General features: G+C 48.1%; 18 protein-coding genes. 7 read left to right on the top strand and 11 right to left on the bottom strand.

The features are described from left to right. Window positions 1–42: 42 nt before the first annotated feature. From ICC18_RS12935 to ICC18_RS12910, 6 genes are all read right to left on the bottom strand, one after another. The gene (locus tag ICC18_RS12935; protein WP_223192550.1) at window positions 43–846 is read right to left on the bottom strand and encodes an MGDG synthase family glycosyltransferase; all 804 of its coding nucleotides are present in this window, start codon (window positions 844–846) and stop codon (window positions 43–45) included. A gap of 84 nt (window positions 847–930) precedes the next feature. Further along, the gene (cls, locus tag ICC18_RS12930; RefSeq protein WP_188174846.1) at window positions 931–2,346 is read right to left on the bottom strand and encodes a cardiolipin synthase; all 1,416 of its coding nucleotides are present in this window, start codon (window positions 2,344–2,346) and stop codon (window positions 931–933) included. Window positions 2,347–2,500: 154 nt separating this feature from the next. Beyond that, window positions 2,501–3,601 carry a GerAB/ArcD/ProY family transporter gene (locus ICC18_RS12925; protein WP_188174845.1) on the bottom strand — a complete coding sequence of 367 codons (1,101 nt, stop codon included), beginning with the start codon at window positions 3,599–3,601 and terminating at the stop codon, window positions 2,501–2,503. A gap of 31 nt (window positions 3,602–3,632) precedes the next feature. Beyond that, the gene (locus ICC18_RS12920) at window positions 3,633–3,875 is read right to left on the bottom strand and encodes a hypothetical protein (protein WP_188174844.1); all 243 of its coding nucleotides are present in this window, start codon (window positions 3,873–3,875) and stop codon (window positions 3,633–3,635) included. Window positions 3,876–3,889: 14 nt separating this feature from the next. Then, a complete protein-coding gene (locus ICC18_RS12915) occupies window positions 3,890–5,062 on the bottom strand; it encodes a Ger(x)C family spore germination protein (protein WP_188174843.1) in 1,173 nt (390 codons plus the stop codon). Between the two features lie 39 nt (window positions 5,063–5,101). After that, a complete protein-coding gene (locus ICC18_RS12910; protein ID WP_188174842.1) occupies window positions 5,102–6,694 on the bottom strand; it encodes a spore germination protein in 1,593 nt (530 codons plus the stop codon). A 154-nt stretch (window positions 6,695–6,848) separates the two neighbouring features. Here ICC18_RS12910 and ICC18_RS12905 point away from each other — a divergent pair, with 154 nt between their 5' ends. Then, complete coding sequence (locus tag ICC18_RS12905; protein ID WP_188174841.1) at window positions 6,849–7,739, top strand: SDR family oxidoreductase; 891 nt, start codon at window positions 6,849–6,851, stop codon at window positions 7,737–7,739. Between the two features lie 6 nt (window positions 7,740–7,745). Here the strand turns inward: ICC18_RS12905 and ICC18_RS12900 are convergent, their stop codons facing one another. Beyond that, the gene (locus ICC18_RS12900) at window positions 7,746–9,410 is read right to left on the bottom strand and encodes a GMC oxidoreductase (protein ID WP_312029525.1); all 1,665 of its coding nucleotides are present in this window, start codon (window positions 9,408–9,410) and stop codon (window positions 7,746–7,748) included. 88 nt (window positions 9,411–9,498) lie between these two features. Here ICC18_RS12900 and ICC18_RS12895 point away from each other — a divergent pair, with 88 nt between their 5' ends. Further along, window positions 9,499–10,272 (top strand): ThuA domain-containing protein, encoded by a 774-nt coding sequence (locus ICC18_RS12895; protein WP_188174840.1) that lies wholly within the window; start codon window positions 9,499–9,501, stop codon window positions 10,270–10,272. A gap of 22 nt (window positions 10,273–10,294) precedes the next feature. Continuing rightward, window positions 10,295–11,356 (top strand): aldose epimerase family protein, encoded by a 1,062-nt coding sequence (locus ICC18_RS12890; RefSeq protein ID WP_188175308.1) that lies wholly within the window; start codon window positions 10,295–10,297, stop codon window positions 11,354–11,356. Between the two features lie 82 nt (window positions 11,357–11,438). Here the strand turns inward: ICC18_RS12890 and ICC18_RS12885 are convergent, their stop codons facing one another. After that, on the bottom strand, window positions 11,439–13,157 hold the full coding sequence (locus tag ICC18_RS12885) for a GMC oxidoreductase (RefSeq protein WP_188174839.1): 1,719 nt from the start codon (window positions 13,155–13,157) through the stop codon (window positions 11,439–11,441). Window positions 13,158–13,372: 215 nt separating this feature from the next. Here ICC18_RS12885 and ICC18_RS12880 point away from each other — a divergent pair, with 215 nt between their 5' ends. After that, window positions 13,373–13,669: a DUF6509 family protein gene (locus ICC18_RS12880; RefSeq protein ID WP_188174838.1), complete on the top strand. Its 297-nt coding sequence runs from the start codon at window positions 13,373–13,375 to the stop codon at window positions 13,667–13,669. 68 nt (window positions 13,670–13,737) lie between these two features. Here ICC18_RS12880 and ICC18_RS33710 read toward each other — a convergent pair whose 3' ends face one another. The 3 genes from ICC18_RS33710 to ICC18_RS12870 all read right to left on the bottom strand — a co-directional run bounded on the left by ICC18_RS33710 (window position 13,738) and on the right by ICC18_RS12870 (window position 15,647). Further along, window positions 13,738–14,043, bottom strand: coding sequence for a hypothetical protein (locus ICC18_RS33710; protein WP_223192546.1), 306 nt, complete (start codon window positions 14,041–14,043; stop codon window positions 13,738–13,740). A gap of 130 nt (window positions 14,044–14,173) precedes the next feature. After that, window positions 14,174–14,509, bottom strand: a complete 336-nt coding sequence (locus ICC18_RS33705; RefSeq protein ID WP_223192545.1) for a hypothetical protein — start codon at window positions 14,507–14,509, stop codon at window positions 14,174–14,176. Between the two features lies 1 nt (window position 14,510). After that, window positions 14,511–15,647, bottom strand: coding sequence for a GGDEF domain-containing protein (locus ICC18_RS12870; protein WP_188174837.1), 1,137 nt, complete (start codon window positions 15,645–15,647; stop codon window positions 14,511–14,513). Window positions 15,648–15,807: 160 nt separating this feature from the next. Between ICC18_RS12870 and ICC18_RS12865 the strand changes: the two genes are divergently transcribed. From ICC18_RS12865 to ICC18_RS12855, 3 genes are read left to right on the top strand one after another with little or no spacing between them, the layout of a single operon-like run. Continuing rightward, window positions 15,808–16,929, top strand: coding sequence for a glycosyltransferase family 4 protein (locus ICC18_RS12865; protein ID WP_188174836.1), 1,122 nt, complete (start codon window positions 15,808–15,810; stop codon window positions 16,927–16,929). 33 nt (window positions 16,930–16,962) lie between these two features. Beyond that, the gene (locus tag ICC18_RS12860; RefSeq protein ID WP_188174835.1) at window positions 16,963–18,243 is read left to right on the top strand and encodes a metallophosphoesterase family protein; all 1,281 of its coding nucleotides are present in this window, start codon (window positions 16,963–16,965) and stop codon (window positions 18,241–18,243) included. Beyond that, the gene (locus tag ICC18_RS12855) at window positions 18,240–21,536 is read left to right on the top strand and encodes an AAA family ATPase (RefSeq protein WP_188174834.1); all 3,297 of its coding nucleotides are present in this window, start codon (window positions 18,240–18,242) and stop codon (window positions 21,534–21,536) included. Before ICC18_RS12860 ends, ICC18_RS12855 begins: the two co-directional genes overlap by 4 nt. The last annotated feature ends 40 nt before the right edge of the window (window positions 21,537–21,576 follow it).

Here is a 21,576-nt window from a genome sequence, read left to right as displayed (position 1 = left end):
AGTCATCGATTTCTTGCAAGTCATTTATTTTTATGGCTAATTCTAAATTGACCAAATGACTACAGTTATGTTCTTCATGCCCCGCTGAAAGTGTTTATTTCTTAACAAAGAAAGCCTGAGACGATCGTTCGATCCGGTACATATCAATAACTGGATGGATTCCTTCCACTTCATTAATGAAAAAGCAAGTTCCTCAATGCCGCCCAATCCTAACCCTCCGCCCATAACCATCACGGTAGGCAAGTTATTCAATTTTAATTCCTTCTTTGCCTCTTGTTTATTGTTTTTCGTCCAAAAATTCATCCGTATAGGAATTCCGGTAACGGCAATCCGCTCTTGCGGGATTCCCATTTCGAATAATTGCCGCCCTGCTTCATCACCGGATACGATATAGAGTTCCACTTCGGGTTGAACCCAGAGGCTGTGTACGTGAAAATCAGTGATAACCGTACACAAGCGAACGGGATTTCCTAATTTTTTAATCCGGGATAATGACGAGCTGCTGAACGGATGCGTACTAATAACTAGACTAGGCTTGAATTGTTCCAGAATTAGTTCTATATTTCTGTGAAACAATTGATAGATAATAAACTGAAGCCAGCAGGGAACAGGTTGATTTTTATTCGATCGATAGATGATTTTCCATAAAAAAGGGTAATTCGTAATGATTTTCTTGTATGAACGAAGAAACAAAGAAGTTGCAATCGGGTGGAGTATCCTTCCCGGTTCAATAATCCGGGTATGTATGGACGGTTCAAGAAGCGAAATACTTTGTACCAATGCCTCCGCTGCTTTGGTATGACCGCTGCCAAATACTTCGGAGAGGAATAGGATCGTTCTCTGCATAAACTTCCCCTTTTGCTTGATCCGTTGATTATCGTTTCTAAGTATGCGCTTCTTACCAGATGATCATTCATTGACTGAGTACCTTTAAAATAAAGGGGAGAGCAGACGTGCGAATACTTCCTTCATCTTTTGAAATTTCCGCCATTTTTCAAATTCCGTGAGCAAAACCTCCTCGCTTTCGCCAAGATCGCGATTAAATTCTTTAAGCAGGCGGTCCACGATCTTCCCATCAAAAAAGACTGCATTAATCTCGAATTGGCCGGTAAAGCTGCGCATATCCATATTTGTGCTGCCGGAGCATGCCACGTCATCGCTTATGATTACTTTGGCATGGATAAACCCTTTTTGATAGCGATAAAACCGAATACCTGCTTGCAGCAATTCCCGAACATAGGATAATGAAGCTAAGTAAACAAGCTTTGAATCAGGAACGGCAGGAATAATGATACGAACATCGACTCCTCGAATTGCAGCCGTTTTCAAAGCCAATAAAACGCTGGGATCGGGCACGAAATAAGGCGTTTCAATATAGATCCGCTTCTTCGCAGAAACGATTAAGGAGAAAATAAGCTCGAGGATCGTTTCATCCGGGCCGCTTTTCACGATTTGTACGAATTCGTTTCCTTGACTTTCCTGAACAGGATAATATTCGGGAGCGGTTAGTAACTGTTGTTTGACCTCGTACCAATCGGTTGAAAAAGTATATTGGATCCACAGAACCGCATCACCTTTAATCTTGAAATGAGTATCCCGCCAATATCCGATTTCTGAGTTGTTTCCCAAGTATTCATCACCGATATTTAAGCCTCCGATAAAACCGACTTCACCATCTACAACCACTATTTTCCGATGATTACGGTAATTGATCCGCTTGTCGATGAATGTGGATAGCAGGGGAAAAAAGCAACCTGTCTCTACACCGGCATTATGCAGCCCCTCCAAAAAGGTTTTCCCTAATTTGCGGCAACCGATCCCGTCGTATAGAAGCCGCACTTCTACTCCTTCCTGCGCTTTTTGGATCAATAATTGTTGAAACCGCGTACCAAGATTATCGTCGCGGATAATGTAAAATTCAATGTGAATATGATGCTTCGCTAAAGAGATGGATTCAAACATCGCATCAAAAGCTTTTTCTCCTTCGATATATACCGTTGTTTCATTACAGGCGGTAATGGGGAGGGAGTTTCCGTTTTTAAGTATGGCATGCAAACCTTCATCCTGATGAATGGGTTGGTCGGCCAAATCTATTGGCAGTCGTATTTTGCATCTATCCGCTAGTTTTTCCTTTAAATGTTCCAATATCCTGTTATCTTTGTGCCGTACAGGATAGAAACAGGAATATTCTTTTGCGACAAAATAATAGAGCAGGAAACCAATAAGCGGAAATATGTACAGGATTACAAGCCAAGCAACTGCTTTTTGCGGACGACAATATTCATTGATTAAAACAATTGCAGCTTGGCTGATTAACAGTAAGAGGGTCAAAATAATCCAAAGCAATGATATCGTCTCTCCTCCATGTCCAAAGACTGTTGTCGGTTTATAAGAACATAAGCACCTTTAACTTGTCCCAAGAAGAATCAAAATTGACATGGAAATTTCCGGTAAAATGATTCGGTGTCTAAAACGTATAAGTACCGCAACTTTAATCGAATTATTGAGGTGTTTTTTTCCTTATTACTGAAGCCGATGTAACGACGATTAAGGGCAGCATATAAGCAAAAGTGGCCCATAAAGGATGAATAACCGATACGGAATGAATCCAATGGGCTGCTCCTTTGCCAATTTGAAGCAGTGAAAAAAAATAACAGGCCACCGTAATGGGAAGGATCAGAATACGATCGTCCCGAAGCTTGAACAATTTCGTAAACGTTAAATTTAGTATAAATAACGTAATGGTTGCTTTGATAAAAGAAGCCATAATCAAGGAGATGCCGATGAGGGATTCAATCCTTTGAATGACTTCCAACAGGTCGATGATTCGAGCTACCTCAAACATCGAATAATTTCGTTCCCCTGCCATTGGACCGAACACTAATATCGTGCTGAGCGTTACGGCGATTAAAAAAAAACCGTTTATAAGCAAGGCGAGATACATGCCCATCTTTACATTTGTTTGGCTTTCTTTGCGTACGTAGGGAAGAAGCATGGCCATAAGCACAAGCTCAACATAGGGAAACCCGTAAGAGAAATAAGCGCCAAGAAGTACCGGTTTGACACCATCCGGCATGATGGGAAACAGATGATCGATCTCATAATTCTTGAAGGCGAGTACAAGAATGAGAATGATGAAACAGAGGACACCGGCCATTGGAACAAAGATCATTCGAGCAATCGTTTCGATCCCTGAACGTACCGCAAGAGCGACAACCACAAATACGAAAAATATAAATAGATGCAAAGGGGTTTGCCGCATCATGGAACTGGTCATAAATAAACCGATATCCAGGACGATTCCGGATGTCATATGGAATTGAAACGAAATAAAGGGAATTGCGAGAAGAACCGTTACCCAATTACCAACCAAAGCCCTGCTGTATTCGATCAAAGTCAGGTCGGGGAATCTTCGGTATAAATACAGGATGCAGGATAGGAAGAATAAGCCCGCAGATATAGACAATAATAGGGAAATCCACGCTCCGTTTTTGGCGTAGCCGATTAACGGTCCGGGGATGTTTACGATAGAAGAGCCCGTCATGAAAGAAAAAAATAAAACGGACATTTGCGCGGAGCTGATTTGCTCCTTAGCTATCATCTCTTGCACCCCCATAGCAGCAGATTTTTGGTTAAGAAGGAACCTTCAAAAACTCAACGATGAGACGAGCCGGTTCACCAATGAGTACAGCGGCGGCTTCTTCGAGAAACGGCCATCTCAGGTCAAGCATATAATTGATGCCAAGGTAAACCGTAAGCAGCAGCATGCCAGAATAAGCAATACGTTCACGGCTGCCCAACTTTTTAAGTTTCGGTATGTCCGCGAGCGAAATGACCCCGTAAATCACCAACAGCGATAATATTTTTACCGACATTTTTCCGGTCCCTTCTATTTTTTAAAAATGGGCTTGCTGATTGTGGTTCCGCTGTTCATGACCTTGACCTCAACATCGATATCGAACTCACTCTCGGCAAATCGGTCATCCCAGTTTTTTTTCCACTTTTTCCACAATGACGGATTTTTCTGATACACTTTGTTGCCCAATCCTATGGCGTCGAATTTGTTTTTTTTCAACCAATCGGTTGTTTCCGTAATACGATGTTTCATCTGCTCCTCAATTGTTTTCGCGAACTTCTTTTCCTCTTCTACCGTTTCCAGCTTGGAGCAGCTCAACTCCACGACAGCTACTTCCATGTTGAGTTTTACATGAACTTTCAATGAATTCTCTTCCATAGCGGTTGGCCTCCATTTGCTTTTCATGGTGAGTACTTCCGCTGCTTCAACTTTAGGATTCTGCTGGGAGGGATTCTGGCAAGGAATATCAATCATACCGCCTTCATATTTATTCAACAGCATTTGTAAGATTTCAACCTTCTCAGGTTCCATTTTACCCGCAAACTTCCCCTCTTTAAACATGGCGATACCGGCTGTATTCGTGACCTTGGATGATGAATCTTTCGTTAAATACAAGTAGGGAACCATAGCGTTACCGACCTGGCTTTTCAATTGCAAGCCCAAATTCAGTAAATTAAGATCTATTGTTTTTCCGCTACTAACAGCAGTCGCCTTTTCGCTTTGAAATAACTGCTGGGCAATCGTATTTTCGATGTGCGGCCTCATTTTCAAATATTGATCGGCTCTTCCCTCCGCGATCATGATGGAAATCGTCAGTCGCGGTTCGTGATCCCGATAAAATACTTCGAGCAAATTGAATATCTCTCGTTCGCGAGCCAGCTTCTCACCAATAATAATTAGGCGGGTATGGCTCCACTGGGCTTTGCGTCCGAGATTAATAGGAATATCGCGAATGGCTGTGGGAACCGTATCATCCACTGTCGTAACATTGACGTATGCCGTTCCGCCTGCTTTGCCGCCTGCCGCGCCGACCCCTTGGGCCGGCTTGAATATTTGTGTAGTCAATGAAATTTTTCCGTCCTCGGCTCGATCTAAGGCGACCCCCATGACAAAGCCTCTATCAGGAAGCTCGGCATGATCCCAGCATCCTGTCAATGCGAAAAGTGCCGATAAGCTTAAGCATATCATCCATATCCGCCTTTTCATGATCCCTGTTCTCTCCTGAATATGACATTGTTGCTTATTTCAAGGCTTGCGCATATGGCGATTTCGCGGTGAGCGCATTAAGATTTCGAGCGGAGCGCGAACGATTACATCCCTCATCTGCCGTGGTATAAAAGGACCGACTGGGCTTAAATAAGGCTGGCCTAAAGAACGTAAATTCGCCAAGTGGAGCCAAATTAGCATGAAGGCGATCAATATGCCGAATATGCCTAAAACAGCTGCGAACAGCATGAGGGGAAACCGTAATATGCGCAGCGCAATGGCAAAGTTGTATTGGGGTATGGAAAAGGATGCAATCCCGGTTAATGCAACGATAATGACCATGATCGGCGATGCGATGCCGGCATTGATGGCAGCTTCTCCGATAACAAGCGCTCCGACGATGCTCACCGCAGACCCGACCGGACGCGGCAGACGAATTCCGGCCTCCCGAAGCAGTTCAAAGAAGAATTCCATAATGAGTGCTTCAAAGACGGCAGGGAATGGAATCCCTTCACGGGAGTTGACGACGGCAAGCAGGAGAACGGTCGGAATTAATTCCGGATGAAAAGTGGAAAAAGCAATATATACGCTGGGCAGGCCTATGGCGATAAATAAGGCAACCAATCTCAGGACACGGATAATGCTTGAAATAACGGTTCTTTGATAGTAATCTTCACTGGATTGCAGCAGTTCGAATAACAACCCGGGACAGATCAGGATGGATCCGGTTCCTTCAACCAAAACAATAATTTTCCCTTCCAGTAAGGCGGCAACGGCAACATCCGTTCTTTCGGTGTAACGGTATTGAGGAAAAGGAGAATAAGTGGAATCCTCTATGGATTCTTCGATGTACGAGGTTTCCAATATCTCTTTGTTCTGAAGCTTGGCTATTCTCCTTTGAAATTCGGCTAACATCTCAGGGTTGACGGTTCCATCCAAATAGCCGTATGCAACCTTCGTTCTCGTCTGTCCTGACGTCGGCAATGTTTCTATTTTGAAATTTGGCGTCTTTAACCGTGTACGGAGCATTCCTAAATTTTTTGATAAATTTTCAACAGTGCTTTCTCGAGGTCCTTTAACGACCGGTTCGGTGACCGATTCGGTGACTTGTCTGGTTTCAAGGTTTGTTGCGTTGAAGCTGAGCGCTTTGTTCCATTGGTCGAAGAAGATGACGAGATGGCCTTCAAGTGCATAGTTTACCGCCTCGTTGAAATCTTCGACCAATATGGCAGAGTCGGAAGAGGCTCCTTTATTGCTGAAAAAGAATTTAATATCTTCTGGCGTAACCATCGTTCCTTGCCCAAGCTCGTGGATAACTTGATCCTGAAGCGATACTCTAAAGTAATTATGATCTTTTTTTTGAACGACTGAATCAAAATAAATGGAGAATGCGGCATAACTCAATTCGGGACCGTACTGCCAAGGAAGTATGTTAAAGTCGCTGCAATGCTTGAAAACTTCCTTTACCCTTTGCAGGTTGTCCGATAAATGAGGCGAAATTGTTGAAACGCCTGAAGCGGGAGACCCTTCTTGATTCACCGGGTCCGCTGCCTGCAACAGATTGTCTGATTCATTATACGAAAAGATCCTGCCGCGATAACGGCTTTGAACAAGCCACTTGAAAAAATTCATAGGATCAGTCCTTCCCTGAATGTTATATTATGGTTTCCAGAATATTGGAAAGTAATACTTGGGAAGTTCAGGCAGTCATAAATTAATGGGCAATCACCTATTTGTGCTTCGTGGAATAATCTGAAAGTAACTGATTGTGATGGAGGAATCATTCATGCATCCGAACTACGGGCACTTAACGAAGTGTGAAGATATACCTATTCAGGCCCCGCTTCAATATCAACCTGGGCAGCCGGGAATTGAATCCATTATGATTCCAAGGCCCATTTCTGAAAATCCGGATCATATCGGAACCGGAAAATTACAGGGCAAAGTAGCCATTATTACAGGGGGGGATAGCGGCATCGGGCGTGCAATCGCCTATTTGTTCGCCAAGGAGGGGGCGGATATCGTTGTCGTCTACCTTAATGAACATGGAGATGCCATGGAAACCGCGACCAGGATAAGGGAAATGGGCCGCAGATGTTTGACGATAGCAGGGGATATCGGCTATGAAGATTTTTGTCGCGAGGCTGTAGGGCACACTTTATCCGAGTTCGGGCGAATTGATATTTTGATCAATAATGCCGCCGAACAGCACGTTCAGAGCAGCATTGAACATATTAGCGCCGAGCAGCTTGAACGTACCTTTAGAACCAACTTTTTCTCTTTCCTTTATTTTGCAAAAGCGGTCGTTCCCCATTTAAGACCGGGAAGCACGATCATCAATACAAGCTCGGTAACGTCAATTGCCGGTTTTGAACAATTAATTGATTATTCCGCGACCAAGGGAGCGGTTGGCACTTTTACCCGCTCGTTAGCGTTATCTTTGATCAAGAGAGGAATCCGCGTGAACTGTGTAGCTCCCGGCAAGACGTGGACCCCACTAATTCCAGCCTCTCTTCCCCCGGAGATGTATATGACATTTGGCAGCGATAATCCGATCGGCCGGCCATGTCAACCTGCGGAACTCGCGCCGGCCTATTTATACCTTGCATCCGACGATTCCAGCTATGCGGTCGGGATCACTCTTCATGTCAATGGGGGAGAGTATTTAGCTATTTGATCTTGATTATTGCAACTGTCTAATGATGTAATCTGCCGTCCTAATCGCCAGAGCGACGGTTGACAAGGTAGGATTGGTAGCGCCAATCGAGGGCAGGACGCTGCTGTCTGCGATATAAAGACCCGGCACGCCATGAATTTGTCCGTGCCGATTCGTGGCCGACGTATTCGGGTCGTCGCCCATCCGGCATGTTCCGGCTTCGTGATTATCTGTCCCAGCCGGCATTAAGCAAATGGCGGGAACTCCGTTCATCGTGGCCACGCGTAATTGCATCGCAGAAGAAGACTGCAGGACAGCGTCATACATCTGCTGAAGAACAGCTTCATCCTTTTCGCTATACGAGAAACTAACTTGCATTTCCGGCATCCCGTACTCATCCAACCTGTTCGGATCCAGAAATACTCTATTTTCGTAACGAGCTTCAACCTTACCTGACGTGAAGAAGATGATTTCCCAATCGTCCTTGATCGGCTTTTTTTCATAATTGTAGTTAAAATATTGTTCCGGCCCTTGAAGCTGCAACTGAAAAGGGCGATCTTCAAGTTGTGGAACGATAATTCCCAATGCTCCTAATGGTTCGGAGAAACCCCTAGTATTTACGCTTGCTGTAGTTATCAGGTACGAATGGTTAGTGAGATACCTGCCGATCGCTTTTCCTGGAATCCTCGAGTTAAGCAGTATACGTGGAGTTTGTGTTGCGCTTGCCGCTAGCACGACGGTTTTCGCTTTGATGAAATGAGATATCTTATCCGGGGTCATCACCCGAACGCCGACGGTTTTACGGCCATCGGTAATAACTTCAGCAGCATAGGCGTTAACGGCCAAATCAAAGGGGCGCATGCTCAATGCTCTGGCCAAAAAAAGAATGGAACTGAAAAAGACATTGGAATGAAGTCTCCCGGAGCGGGTTTCATCCAGGTCGGTAGCAACCGGAATATCGTCTGCATTGTAATATCCATTTTCCCGAAGCCGTTTTAGAAGAATCTGTGTAATCGACGAATCTTTCGTATAGGAAGTTGTAACGTTCATGATTTCTTCGGCGATATTGTAATAAAGCCCCATTTCGCTGATCGGAATCGGCCAGCTTGCCAATTCAAAATCCGGTATACGCGGGGTGACTGCCCCCCATATTAAGGTTCTTCCGCCTAAAGCGTGAATCAGCTTTAAACCTGGATATTGCGGGAGTTTGTTCCCGGCCAGATTGGTAATTTGCGGTGGTGCGTATACCCTAAAGTTATCAAAGTTAATGGTGGCTATGTTCGCTACATGGGTGGGCAAGAAAAGGGGGCCTCTCTCTATGATCCCAATTTTTTTTCCGTTATCCCCCCACTGTTCACATAATCTCCACAGAGCTGCTCCTCCCCCTGCGCCAGATCCGACAATGAGGACATCATATTCGGTTGCAGCCATCTGCTCCACGGGGGTGAGCGGAATCCAGTCAGGAAGAAAATCCTCTTGAGGTACTGGCGGGCAAAAAGGGGCAACAACCCTGTCTTCGTTTCTTGGCATGAATGGAGATGGAAGGTTGACGCGTTGGCCTGCGATGATTGTATCAGACCTGTCAATATGCGGATTCAGAGACATCAATTGAACTAATTCAACTTGATATTTTCGAGAAATTTTAAGAAGGGTATCTTCATTATCAGCGATATATATGTTCAATATTATCACTTCCTTTTAATAAACATATATGCTCCCCATTACTATGTTAATGACGTGTTCACTATACATGAAGTTAAAGAGATGGAGGGATTGACCGATGAAAGTAAGAATTGGCAGCGGACCGATGTTTGAGATGAAACCGATACATGTGACCATCTGGAATGAATTTGTTCCTGAGAGAACAGATCCGAAAATAGCCCGCATTTATCCAAATGGCATTCATCAAGCGATTGCCACAGGTATTGGACCGTACGGATTTCGAATTCAAACGGCAACATTGGAACAGCCGGAGCACGGACTCTCGAACGAGGTGCTTAGTCAAACGGATGTTTTGATATGGTGGGGGCACTTGGCTCATGAGAAGGTGGCTGACGAGATCGTCAATAGAATCCAGGCAAGAGTGCTGCAAGGCATGGGACTCGTCGTTCTGCATTCCGGACATCGGTCGAAAATATTTCAGAAATTGATGGGGACTACTTGTGATCTGAAATGGAGAACAGATGCCGAGAGGGAAAGAATATGGGTTGTCGACCCCTCCCACCCGATTACCGAAGGACTTGGGGAATATTTCGAGTTGCAGCATGAAGAGATGTATGGAGAGTTTTTTGATATACCTGCTCCCGAAGAGCTGGTATTTATCAGCTGGTTCCAGGGCGGGGAAGTATTCCGCAGCGGGTGTGCGTATCAACGAGGACTCGGGAAAATCTTTTACTTCCGGCCTGGAGATGAAAATTATCCAACCTACTATAACAAAGACGTTTTGCGGGTAATAGCAAACGCTGTACGTTGGGCGGCCTTGCCCCATGGAGCTGAACCTGTATACGGAAATACACAGCCGCTGGAGAAAATAACAAGGGGGGAATTTCCCTAACGAGAATGCAGCTTCCTACGGCATTACCAAGCAATATTTCGGCAAAACCCTCGAAGGCCAAGCTGTATACCTTTATACCTTGACTAATAAAAGAGGCATACAGGCTGCAATTATGACTTACGGCGGAATAATGCTGAAGCTTGAGGTACCGGATCGGAACGGGATCTTTGAGGATGTCCTCCTTGGTTATGGGTCGCTGGAAGATTATTTGCGAACCGGTAATAAGCCCTACTTCGGGGCTATTCTGGGACGGTACGCGAATCGAATCGCTAACGGCCGGTTTACACTTGACGGTGTAACCTATCAGCTTTCTGTAAATGAGGGACCGCATACGCTGCATGGCGGGAAACGGGGATTTGACAAGAGGGTATGGGGAGTGGAGGAAGTCTATCAAGAAGACGGTTTCGGGCTCGCTCTAAGTTATTTGAGCAAAGACGGTGAAGAAGGGTTCCCGGGAAATGTTAAGGTAAAACTGGTATATACCCTGACTAACGACAATGAGCTGAGGATGGATTATACAGCCACAACCGATAAAAAAACGGTAGTGAACCTGTCCCAGCATAACTACTACAACCTCGCAGGCGCAGGTAACAGGGATGTCCTTGGGCATATCTTAACGATTCACGCCGACCGGTTTACTCCGATCAAGCCGGATCTCATCCCAACGGGGGAAATACGAAGCGTAGCCGGTACGCCGCTTAACTTCCGTAAACCGATGACAATTGGTGCGCGGATTCATTCCAAAGACCCACAGATGAGGTATGCAAGGAACGGTTATGATTTCAATTATGAATTGAATCGTACCGGGAATGCCATGGTTTTGGCAGCAAGCGTGTTTGAACCGAATTCGGGCCGCATGATGGAGGTTTACACCACACAGCCAGGCATTCAATTCTATTCAGGCAACAATTTAAATGGAAGCGATATTGGAAAAGAGGGGAAAGGGTATAAAAAGTACGGTGGTTTGTCTCTGGAGACACAGCATTATCCGGATTCTCCGAATCATCCTAATTTTCCAAGTACGGAATTGCTTCCAGATCAGATTTACAGGCAAAGTACGATTTATAAATTTTCCGTGCGCTAACTATCAAATTTGAAAAAGCAGCTCTGCACAGTTCAAAGTCTGTGTAGAAGCTGCTTTTTTTAGGGGATGATTTATGTAATAGCTAACTCGGTTCATTCAAATCGCGTTTCGTTTTCAACATACCCCCATGCTGCCGGACGATGTGATCCGCCGTGCGAATAGCGAGTGCAATTGTAGACAAAGTCTGATTTTCGGCTCCGATGTAAGGTAAAGCGCTGTTATCGGCCACATAGAGACCGGAAACGCCGCGGATTTGCCCGTTGGGGTCCGCGACCGATGTAGATGGGTCATCCCCGATCCGGCATGTGCCGGAATCATGATGCAAATCGCCGAGAGGGGTTAGGCAAATAGGCGGTTTGCCGTTTCTGGAAACCAGACGGATACCCGAATCCTTGGCAATGCGCTTTATTCCTTCTGACATTTGGCGAACAACGTTCCAATCGGTTTCACTAAAGGAAAAATGCACTTGAATTTCAGGGACGCCATACTCATCTCTTTTGTCCGGATTTAATGTAATCCGATTTTCAAATCTCGGTTCGACCTTTCCATAACCATAAAAATTAACCGGTGCTTCACCCCTTAGCGGTCTTTCATAGGCAACCGGATACCAATAGAAAGCTTCCGGTCCGGTCATCAGCACCGAGTATGGAGTATCCGGCTTTTGCGGAATCATGATGTTAAGGGGACCCCAAGGGATTGGGAAATCAGCCGTGCTAATGCTTCCTGTCGCTTGAACAAAGGATTGATTCGTCAGGTAATGACCCAAGGCCTGGTGTTGGAATCCTGAATTCAGCAGCAAGCGGGGCGTTTCAAAAGTACTCGCGCTCACAACAACGGTTTTGGCTTTCAGGGTATAAGCTGTTTTATCCGGGGCAACGACCTTGACACCGGTAACTTTCCCGTTTTCATGAATAATCTGCACGGCCCGCGAATTGATAGCCAAATCGAACGGCCTTATATGCAGCGCTCTTGCAAGCAGGGAAATGGAGCTGGTAAACATGTCGGTATGGATCTGTCCGAACGAATGAGGAACGATATCGGCTGCGATCGGAAGGGGGGCAGCTTTGGAATAACCGCGCATCCATAACCGCTCAAGTAAAATTTCAGTGAATGAAGCACCTTCAGCAAAAGCTCCGGTTACTTTCATGACTTCTTCCGCCACACCATAATAGCTCTCCATTTCACTGACAGGTATAGGCCATTTCGCCAAATCCCACTCGTGCATCCGAGGCGTAAATGCATACCAAAAAAGCGTTCTGCCACCCAGCGCAAAAAGCTGCCTAGCTCCCGGATATTCCGGCATAGAACCAGGCAAAGACTTGGATAAGTAGTTAAAATAAGCTACCAGACGCTCCTGGTTCATGGTCGACAAATTTCGGGCATGTGTAGGAATTACCTGGTCCCCGCGTTCAATGATACCGATCCGTTTTCCTTCCCTTTTCCATTGCTCGCACAATCGCCAAAGTACGGCTCCTCCCCCGGCTCCGGTGCCAATAATCAGAACATCGTATTCCCGCTGAGCCATCTGATCCAGCGGAGTGAGGGGAATCCAGTTATTAAGGGTCGGTCCCGGTACGACCGGACAAGTCGGAAGTGCACCGGTTGGCGCGGCCCTCGAATGGATTCCGTTGCTCGATTCCGTATTGGAAGGAAGATATACCGGTATGCCGGTGATATCCTGATCGGGATGTTCAACGTGCGGATTGAGCAAAATGAGGTCCTCAATGGATACGTGGTTTTTATTCGCGATGGTCCTGAGTGTTTCATGCTCTCCCGACACCCATATTTTCAATACATTCACTCCCCTTCCTGATAGAAAGTACGTTTAACATTTATTGCAACCATATTCATACTGTAATGCTGATGCCGGCGACTTTATGCAATCAATACTTATTTTTGATTTGCATAAAGGCAATTGTTAACGTATATTTCATGAGGGGAACTTACAGAATGAATTTCATATTAAATTTTGGGAAACACATTCATTAATATTATTAAGAAAGAAAGGGTGTTACGATGATTACAATTACGAGTTATACTGTGGAATTGGTCAAAGACCCGTTCGGCATTCTCAACGGGCAGCGGTACGAGTTTATGCTGGATATTGAGGTTCCGGATGACGATGAGCTGTACTCCGAAAGCGGCCTGTATATTAGAGCCATTTATAATGTGGATGAGAATCAAGCGGGGCTGATGAAATATGAGCTCTACGAGAAAACGATACAACGTTATCTTGACTTTGATCTGGAAGACGATGAGGTAGCTATGGTGGAAGCATTTTGCAAGGAGCATATTGATGAGGTAGACAAGTAATCATGAACCGCTGACAGTTTAAGCCGGCATGCAGCTCTACACTGCCTGTCGGTTTTTATGAAAGACATTCATCTAACAATTTGCAGCATCTGATAAACCTCACGACCATCCCCTTGCAGCTTCCTTTCACGGCTTAGTAGCTGTGAGGAACCGTCACCATCTAGGAGAATGCCATCGACTAATTGACCGGGAACGATTTTTTGCAAAATAGCGCTGCGAAATTGCTCAATCGTACAAGGCGTTGGCGTTACAATCAGCCATACGTTACCACGGTTGTCATAGGCAGCAGCAGAGCGAAGTCGGTTTTCATCAAAAGCGGGCATTTCTTCTTCGATGGTTTGTGCTGCCCAGCCCTCATTATCAGCAAGTTTCATACTAACTCCGCCCTGAGCCCAGTAGAGGTTGCGATCCGTGACCTTGAGCTCGCCCGCATGTTTTACGACCTGGATAGAGAATGCCCTGACCGCTTTATCCCAAATGAGCGTACCACGGGCGACGTCTGTATTATACCAGCCGGTGCCGTAAATCGTTAGCCTCGCCCTTAGCGGGCCGATCGTCCGTCACTGCGATGCTGAGCAGATCGCCATTGTAGAAAAAACCGCCATTAATACCGTACAAGCCTGTATCCGTCACATTTGTATGAATGGCTTTAATGGCGATATTGTCCGGTTTCGTTTTCAATGCATGAAGCACGATACCATTCGCAGCACTTAGTTTTGAGTATGTATAAGCATGAGGTTTCTTACTATTTTCTATGGCAATAGGAAACAGAACTGCACTTAGTACCACACCGAGAACCGGGAACAATAGCCAAAGGGCGACAGCACGAAATTTTTGCATGCTATGCAAACTTCACCACCTTGTTTTTGCCCGTCGTCTTCGCTTTGTACATAGCCTCGTCCGCTTGTTTGATAAGTTCTTCGGCGCTTAATCCGCTTTTGTATTTACTGTAGCCGATGCTGGCCGTGACAATCGTTTCGGTCTCTATGCGTTTGCGGACGCGCTCTGCGAACTCGTCCATTTTAATGCTTGGATCGGTCACCATGACGACCATCTCTTCGCCGCCATAACGTCCTGCAATGCCGCATTCCTCAGCTTCATCTTTAAGGATTTGCGCGACTTGCTTAAGCACGTCGTCACCCATTTGATGGCCTTTTGTATCGTTCAGCTTTTTGAAGTTATCAATATCACTGAACAAAATTGAGATTGGCAGGTGCCGCTGCACATATTGCGTGACCCGGTTGTAAAAAAATTTGCGGTTATAAAGCCGGGTTAGCCCGTCAGTAATGGAAGAGTTATAAATTGCCTGCATCAATTCAACGACGCGTTCAAAGAGCAGCATAAAGAGCAGAAAATAATACACGATCGGCAGCGCATTGCCCGCTAGCGAGAACCAAGGCTGAGCATTGCCGTACATGTAAGCATTAATGAGATGAGCGGTTTGCATGAAAAAGAATACCGTCAACGCAAGTTGATACTTGATCTGCTGCCCAATGCTGGGCGGAATCATGTAAAAACAAAGGAAAATAAGTACAAACACATATAATTCAAGACCGATATCCTGCAGCAGCCGGACTTGACCGGGTGTCCCGTTATAAAGCTCAGGAATGAAGAAATGAAGGATCGATACAATGAAGCCCATAATGATTAACCCGTAAAAAAAGACGTACTGCTTACGTTTCGTCCGGTTGTATAGTTGATAAATGCCCATGTTGACGAGAACGAAAGATATGATTTTGAGCATTAACAGCATGTAGGCCGTGTGGCTTGTATCGATAGCGTGGAGCTTTAGATAAAGCTGCAGCATATACTGAATACCGATAATGATAATGGAGATGGTCATCGATAAGTAGCCCTTTTTGCGGCGATCAAGAAAGAGCCTGACAGAAACCACAAACATGAGAGCCAGAATTACAAGGATGACAGTATTCGATAAAATGGAGGCCAAATCACCGAACAGAAGATCAATAGCTTTCATACCTTCCTCCAGACGCAGATTTACATCATCTATTATAAAGGAAAAAGGCCCAGAGGGATAGAATCGAATTGGCAGGACTGGCGCTGTTCTCTTTTCTATTCGGCGAACACCAGTTACAATGAGAAGGTAAGCTCAAGGATTTGAGAGAGGGGCTCATGCAATGAACATATTGCAAGCATTGTTTTTTCCACCGGAACAGCCGGGTGGGGTGTCATCCATGGTTCCCTATATTTTGGACCGATTTAATAAAAAGGGCTGGGAGATGGAATTATTTTCGCTGCCTAAGCGCATTCGCGGCAAAGGAACAGAGGAAGTGGTATTTACCACGTTCGATTGGCGAAAATATGCCGGTAACCCGATTGTAGATAAATACATCCAGACCTACAAGGATTATGTTTGGTGGACGAAGCTGCGATTAACGAAAAAATACGATATTATTCATGCGCACCATCCGATCGCAGGTCTCGTAATGAAGCAGCTGCACCCGGAAACGCCGGTCATTGTAACCATTCACTCCAGTTTTGAGAAAGAGTTAATTCTGAATGGCCGTATTGAGGAAAATGGACTCGAGCATCAGTTTCTAACGCTGCTCTATGGAGAGCTGGAAGCAAGAGTCGATCAAATGATTACCGTCTCGAACTCATTCAAACAATATTTATCCGACTTCGTTCAAGATAGTGAAAGAATCGGCGTCATACCGAACGGATTTGACGAGAAACGTTTTCGGCCGATTTCACATGAAAACCAAGTTACGCAATTCATCACGGTTTGTCGTCTGGTACCGGCGAAAGGCTTGGATACGCTGCTCATCGCTTGCGGGGAACTAAAGAGGCGCGGACTTCCATTCGTGCTGCATATTATCGGCGACGGACCCAGCCGTCAAGAGCTGGAGAAGCTGGCCATCGAACAAAACATATATGAAGATACGATTTTCTACGGATATATGCTGCATCCGGAAGAGTTCATGCCATTCTTTGATGTGTTCGTGTTGCCCTCGCGTGCAGAGGCATTCGGTTCCGTATTCGCGGAGGCCGCTTTGTGCTGGTTGGCGCTGGTCGGGACGAACGTCGGCGGTATCGCGGAGCAAATTGAGCACGGTCATAACGGATTGCTCGTTCCAGTGGGGGATGCGCATACGCTGAGTCTTGCCTTGGAAAAAGTGATCATCGATCCGACATTCCGTTACAATTTGGCTCGAACCGCTTGGGAAAAGGCGAAGAAGACTTACTCGCTCAACCGCGTGCTGCGTCAGTTGAAAAGCGTGTACGAAAGATATCAATAAATTAAGCGAAAAACTTGTAGGGGCGGAATCGGGATGAAGCGACTGCGGTTTGTGCATGCAGCCGATTTGCATGTAGACAGTCCGTTCAAAGGGATGTCGGCGCTGCCTGAACGGGTTCGAGAGCGGATCAGAGAATCGACCTTTGGGGCGCTTAAGGAACTCGTCACGCTTGCCATTGAAGAAAAAGCAGATTTCGTGCTCATCAGCGGTGATGTGTACGATCTATCGGATCGTTCCCTGCGCGCACAAATTCGCTTCCAAAGAGCGATGGAGCAATTGGCGGCGCGGGGAATTCCCGCTTATATCATACATGGGAATCATGATCCTCAGGATGGACGCGCGGCGAAGCTGGTATGGCCGGCAGCAGTCCATTTTTTTGCGTGCGACCGGGTGGAGACGGTCGATGTCGAAAAGCCGGACCTCGGCGTCATTGCTCAGGTTCATGGCATTTCGTACAGGACTTCGAGCGTAACGGATAATCTTGCGCATCAGTTTAAAGCAGGCAATCCGAATGTGTATCAGATAGGGCTTCTGCATACCAATGTGGACGGCGATCCTGGCCATGATAACTATGCGCCTTGCACGAAGCAGGAATTGATTGCAAGCGGTATGCATTATTGGGCTCTTGGGCATGTACATACGCGACAAGTATTGAATGAGCAGTCGCCTACGATCGTATACCCGGGGAACATCCAGGGTCGGAGCATACGTGAGACGGGGGCACGGGGCTGCTATGTGGTCGATGTCCACGAAGATGGCAGAGCGGAATTAACGTTCCATGCACTTGATCGTGTACGCTGGTTTCATGAGAAGGTATCTGTTGCAGGCTTACAGACAGAGCAAGAATTGAAGGATCGGCTCGGCGAACATATCGAGCGAATTCGCGAGGAGGCGGACGGCCGGGATGCCGTCGTCCGTTTCGTACTGGAAGGACGCGGCATGGTACACGCGCTCCTGCGCAAAGGGCGGGCATTGGACGAGCTGACCGCTGAATTCAGGGAAGACGAAGCGGAGCGAAGCCGCTTCGTCTGGATCGAGTCGATCGAGGATCGGACGGGCAGCGAGATCGACCTTGAGGCGTTGCAGCAGGAGAAGAGCTTTCTCGGCGATCTGCTGCGGCTCTCTCATGCGCTGCGCGAAGACGACGCTGCGCTGGCTGAATTCGCGCGCGAGGCGCTGGCCGCGCTGCAGAGCTTGCCGCAGGCAGCCGGAGCGCCGGCTGCGGCGGATCCCGAGCGGCTGCGGCAATGGCTGCGCGCCGCCGAAGAATTGGCAGCAGACTTGCTAGCTGCGGATGGGGGGTGGCATGGATGAGAATCATATCCATTCATGTGGAAGGCTTCGGCAGCTTGCGGGACAAGCAGCTGGACACGGATACGCCGCTGGCGCTGTTTTACGGCGCCAACGAAGCGGGCAAAAGCACGCTCATGGGCTTCGTCCGCGCGGTGCTGTTCGGTTTCCCGACCCGCCAGAACCGGGCCGAGCGTTACGAGCCGCTGGGCGGCGGCGCCCATGGCGGCGCACTAACCCTGCTGGATGCGCAGGGTCAACGTATCCGCGTCGAGCGCTACGACGCTTCTGCCGCAGGCGGCAGACGGGCCTCCGCCGGGCTCGTCAAAGTCACCCTCGGTGATGGCACCACCGGGGGCGAGGAGCTGCTGAACACGCTGCTGGGCGGCCTATCGGCCGACCTCTTTCGCAGCTTGTTCGCTTTTGGTTTGACCGAGCTGCAGGAGCTGCGCACCCTGCAGACGGACGAGCTCAGCGGCTATCTGTATAGCGCTGGGCTCGGCGTGAGCGGTTCGGCCATCATGGAGGCCGAACGCAAGCTGACGGCGCAGGCCGACGGCCTGTTCAAGCCCCGCGGGCGCAATCAGGAGATCAACCGTCTCCTGAGGGAGCTTGAGGGGCTGGTGCAGACGCTGCGCCGCAGCCGGGACTATGCAGCCGACTATGATCGGCTGCAGGAGGAGCGCCGCTCCGCCGAGGAGCGCATTGCCGCCTTGGAGCGGCAGCAGGATGCGCTGCGGGCGGAGCTGCACAAGCTCAGCCTGGCCGGCAAGGCGCGAAGCGGATGGATCCGCTTGCGGCAGGTCGGCCAGGAGTTGGCGGCGCTTCCCGCGCTGGCGAGCTTCCCCGAGCATGCCTCGGCGAGGCTCGATGCGCTGGAAGCGGAGCTGGAGCGCGTGGAGGCGGAGCGCACGCGCCTAGTGCTCAAGCAGCAGGGCTTGCTCAGCCAGCTGCAGGCGCTGGATCTCCTCCCCGCCGATTTGCTTGCGCACCAGATCGAGCTGAATCATTTGCTGGAGCAAGCTTCCACCTACGAAGAGAATAAGCGCAGCGCCCAGGAGCTGGGCGTCGAAATGAACCATCTGCGCACGCAGCTGGACAGGCTGCTGAAGCAGATTGACGAGCGATGGGAAGAACGGACGCTGGCTGCCTTCCCGGTGTCGATTGCACTGCGTGAACAGGTGCGTTCTTATAAAGAAAGGCTTCATTCCAGCCGGGTTGAGGAGCTCCGCGCTCGAACGGAGCTGGAAAGCCTCTATCAACAGCGGATTCGCGCTGTGGAACAAATACAGTCTATTGAAATGGATTTACATAGAAAAGCGATTCCCGTAGATCTTGCCGGCCCGATAACTTCTTCGAATGAAGTCGACGGGAGCGCTGCCCTGCAGCGTCTGGCCAGAGACTATGCGCGTTGGCAGCTGCTCGTTAGAGACGCTCAGCATCTTCGGGAAAAGCAGGTGCAAGAACAGCAGCACCGGCTTCTTTTGGAAGAAACGGCTGCGCAAAGCAAAGCGGCATCAAAACGGAACCAGCAGCGGTTACTAGTGATTACATCGCTGTTAACGGTTATCGTCCCTGGACTGCTGCTTTGGAAAGACAGCTGGAGTACCGCTGTGCTGGCATTGGCGCTTCTCGCCGGCGTGACTCTATATGTATATACGACAGGCCGGCCGACCAAAGTGAAGCGGGCTTCGCGAGCGATATTTGCGTCAAATACAGGCGCGGAAGTTGGTATCGGTACCGAAGCAGGCGTCGTCTCTTCAGAGTCTCAGCGTCTAGCTGAGGAATTGCGCAACTTAGAGCAAAATCTACAGGAACAAGTCGAGCGGCAATTTAGTTTGCAAAAGCAGGGGTTAGCCTTTAAGGAAGCGGCTGCAGCTTCAATTGAAACGGCTATGAAGGTACAAGGGCAAGGTGTTTCTATACATTTGCAGGAGCTTCAACCTCAGCTTGATGCGTGGATGCGGGAAGCGGAACTTTCCAAGCAGCAGCGCAACGAACTGAGGCGTCAATTGGACAAGCTGCTGGACGCCAGGGAGGCGCTGCTTTTGCTTCAACAGCATGAGGAAGAGAGGAGCGCTGCGTTACGTCAGTTGGAGATCGCCCTTGGTCAGGTTGAATCGGAATGGTATGCGTGGTTGCAAGCACTCGAGTTAAATGAGAAGCTTTCGCCAGATGCCGCGCTGGAAACGATTCAAGCGGTGGAACAAGGGCATGAACTGCTTCGTCAGCTGCGCAAGCAGGAATCCAAGCAAGAAGCTCTGCAATCGAGTATTGAAGGATATGAAAATACGCTGGCATCGCTTCTAAGACTTCCTGCGCAATCGCAGCATGAGTCTCTTCTTGCGCTCAAACGCTGGAAAGAGCAAGAGCAGCGTCAGCTTCGACTCCTAGCCGAGCAGCAGCGTTTGGAGCAGCTTGTCATCGACGGGGAGAGGGAAATGCAGGCGCTTGGGGAGAGTCGCCAGCGTATGGAGGAACGGTTAGCGCAGCTTCTAGCAGAAGCCTGCGCGAATGATCGTTCAGAGCTGCGTAAGAACGAGAGAGAGCAGGCGGAACGCTCGAGGCTGATCGAAGAACAGAAGACGCTGGAGGCCGCACTAGAATCATTAGCCGGGGGCAGTTTGCTGCCTGATATTGTTGAACTGATAGAGATGCAGGGCGAAGATGAATGGATGATCACCATACAGGCTTTGCAGGATCAATTGTCGGAAGCAGTTGAAGCAGCCAACGGGCTTCGTCAGGAGGTCGGTAAGCTGACAGGTGCTTTGGAGAAGCTGGAGCAGGGCTCCGAACATGCGGACCACCTGCTTGAGGCAGAAGCTTACCGGGCTACAATCCGTGGGCAGGTGGATCAATATGCGGTAGCTTCATTTGCCTCTTTGCTTATGAAGAAAGCGCGCGATGTTTATGAGCGGGAGCGCCAACCAAGTGTACTGCAAAGAGCATCGGTTTATTTCTCACAAATGACGGGCGGCAAGTTTATTCAAATCAAGGCGCCATTTGGCGAACATCGGCTAGTCGCCATTCGGGCGAACGGGCAGTCGCTCGATACGAGTCAACTCAGCAGGGGAACCGCGGAGCAGCTTTATCTGTCCATGCGGTTTGCTCTTGTCCAGGAGTATGCGGGGAAAGCGGTGTTGCCCCTTGTCATGGACGATATTCTTGTCAATTTCGATGAGGAACGGATGGAAAGTTGTTTGCGCGTCATTGCGGATGTGAGCAAGCGCCACCAAGTGCTATTATTCACCTGTCACAGCCATGTGCGGGATGCGGCGGCTAAGCTCATAGCGAACCATCGGTTGATTGAGCTTTAGATCCAGCAGTCCGCAAGTCAGCAAAAAGCAGGAGGAATGA

Origin of the sequence: Paenibacillus sedimenti, assembly GCF_014534655.1 — a bacterium.
GTDB classification, from domain to species: domain Bacteria; phylum Bacillota; class Bacilli; order Paenibacillales; family NBRC-103111; genus Paenibacillus_E; species Paenibacillus_E sedimenti.
The sequence above is the reverse complement of the archived record's forward strand: the minus strand, read 5'-3'. Positions and strand labels throughout refer to the sequence as shown.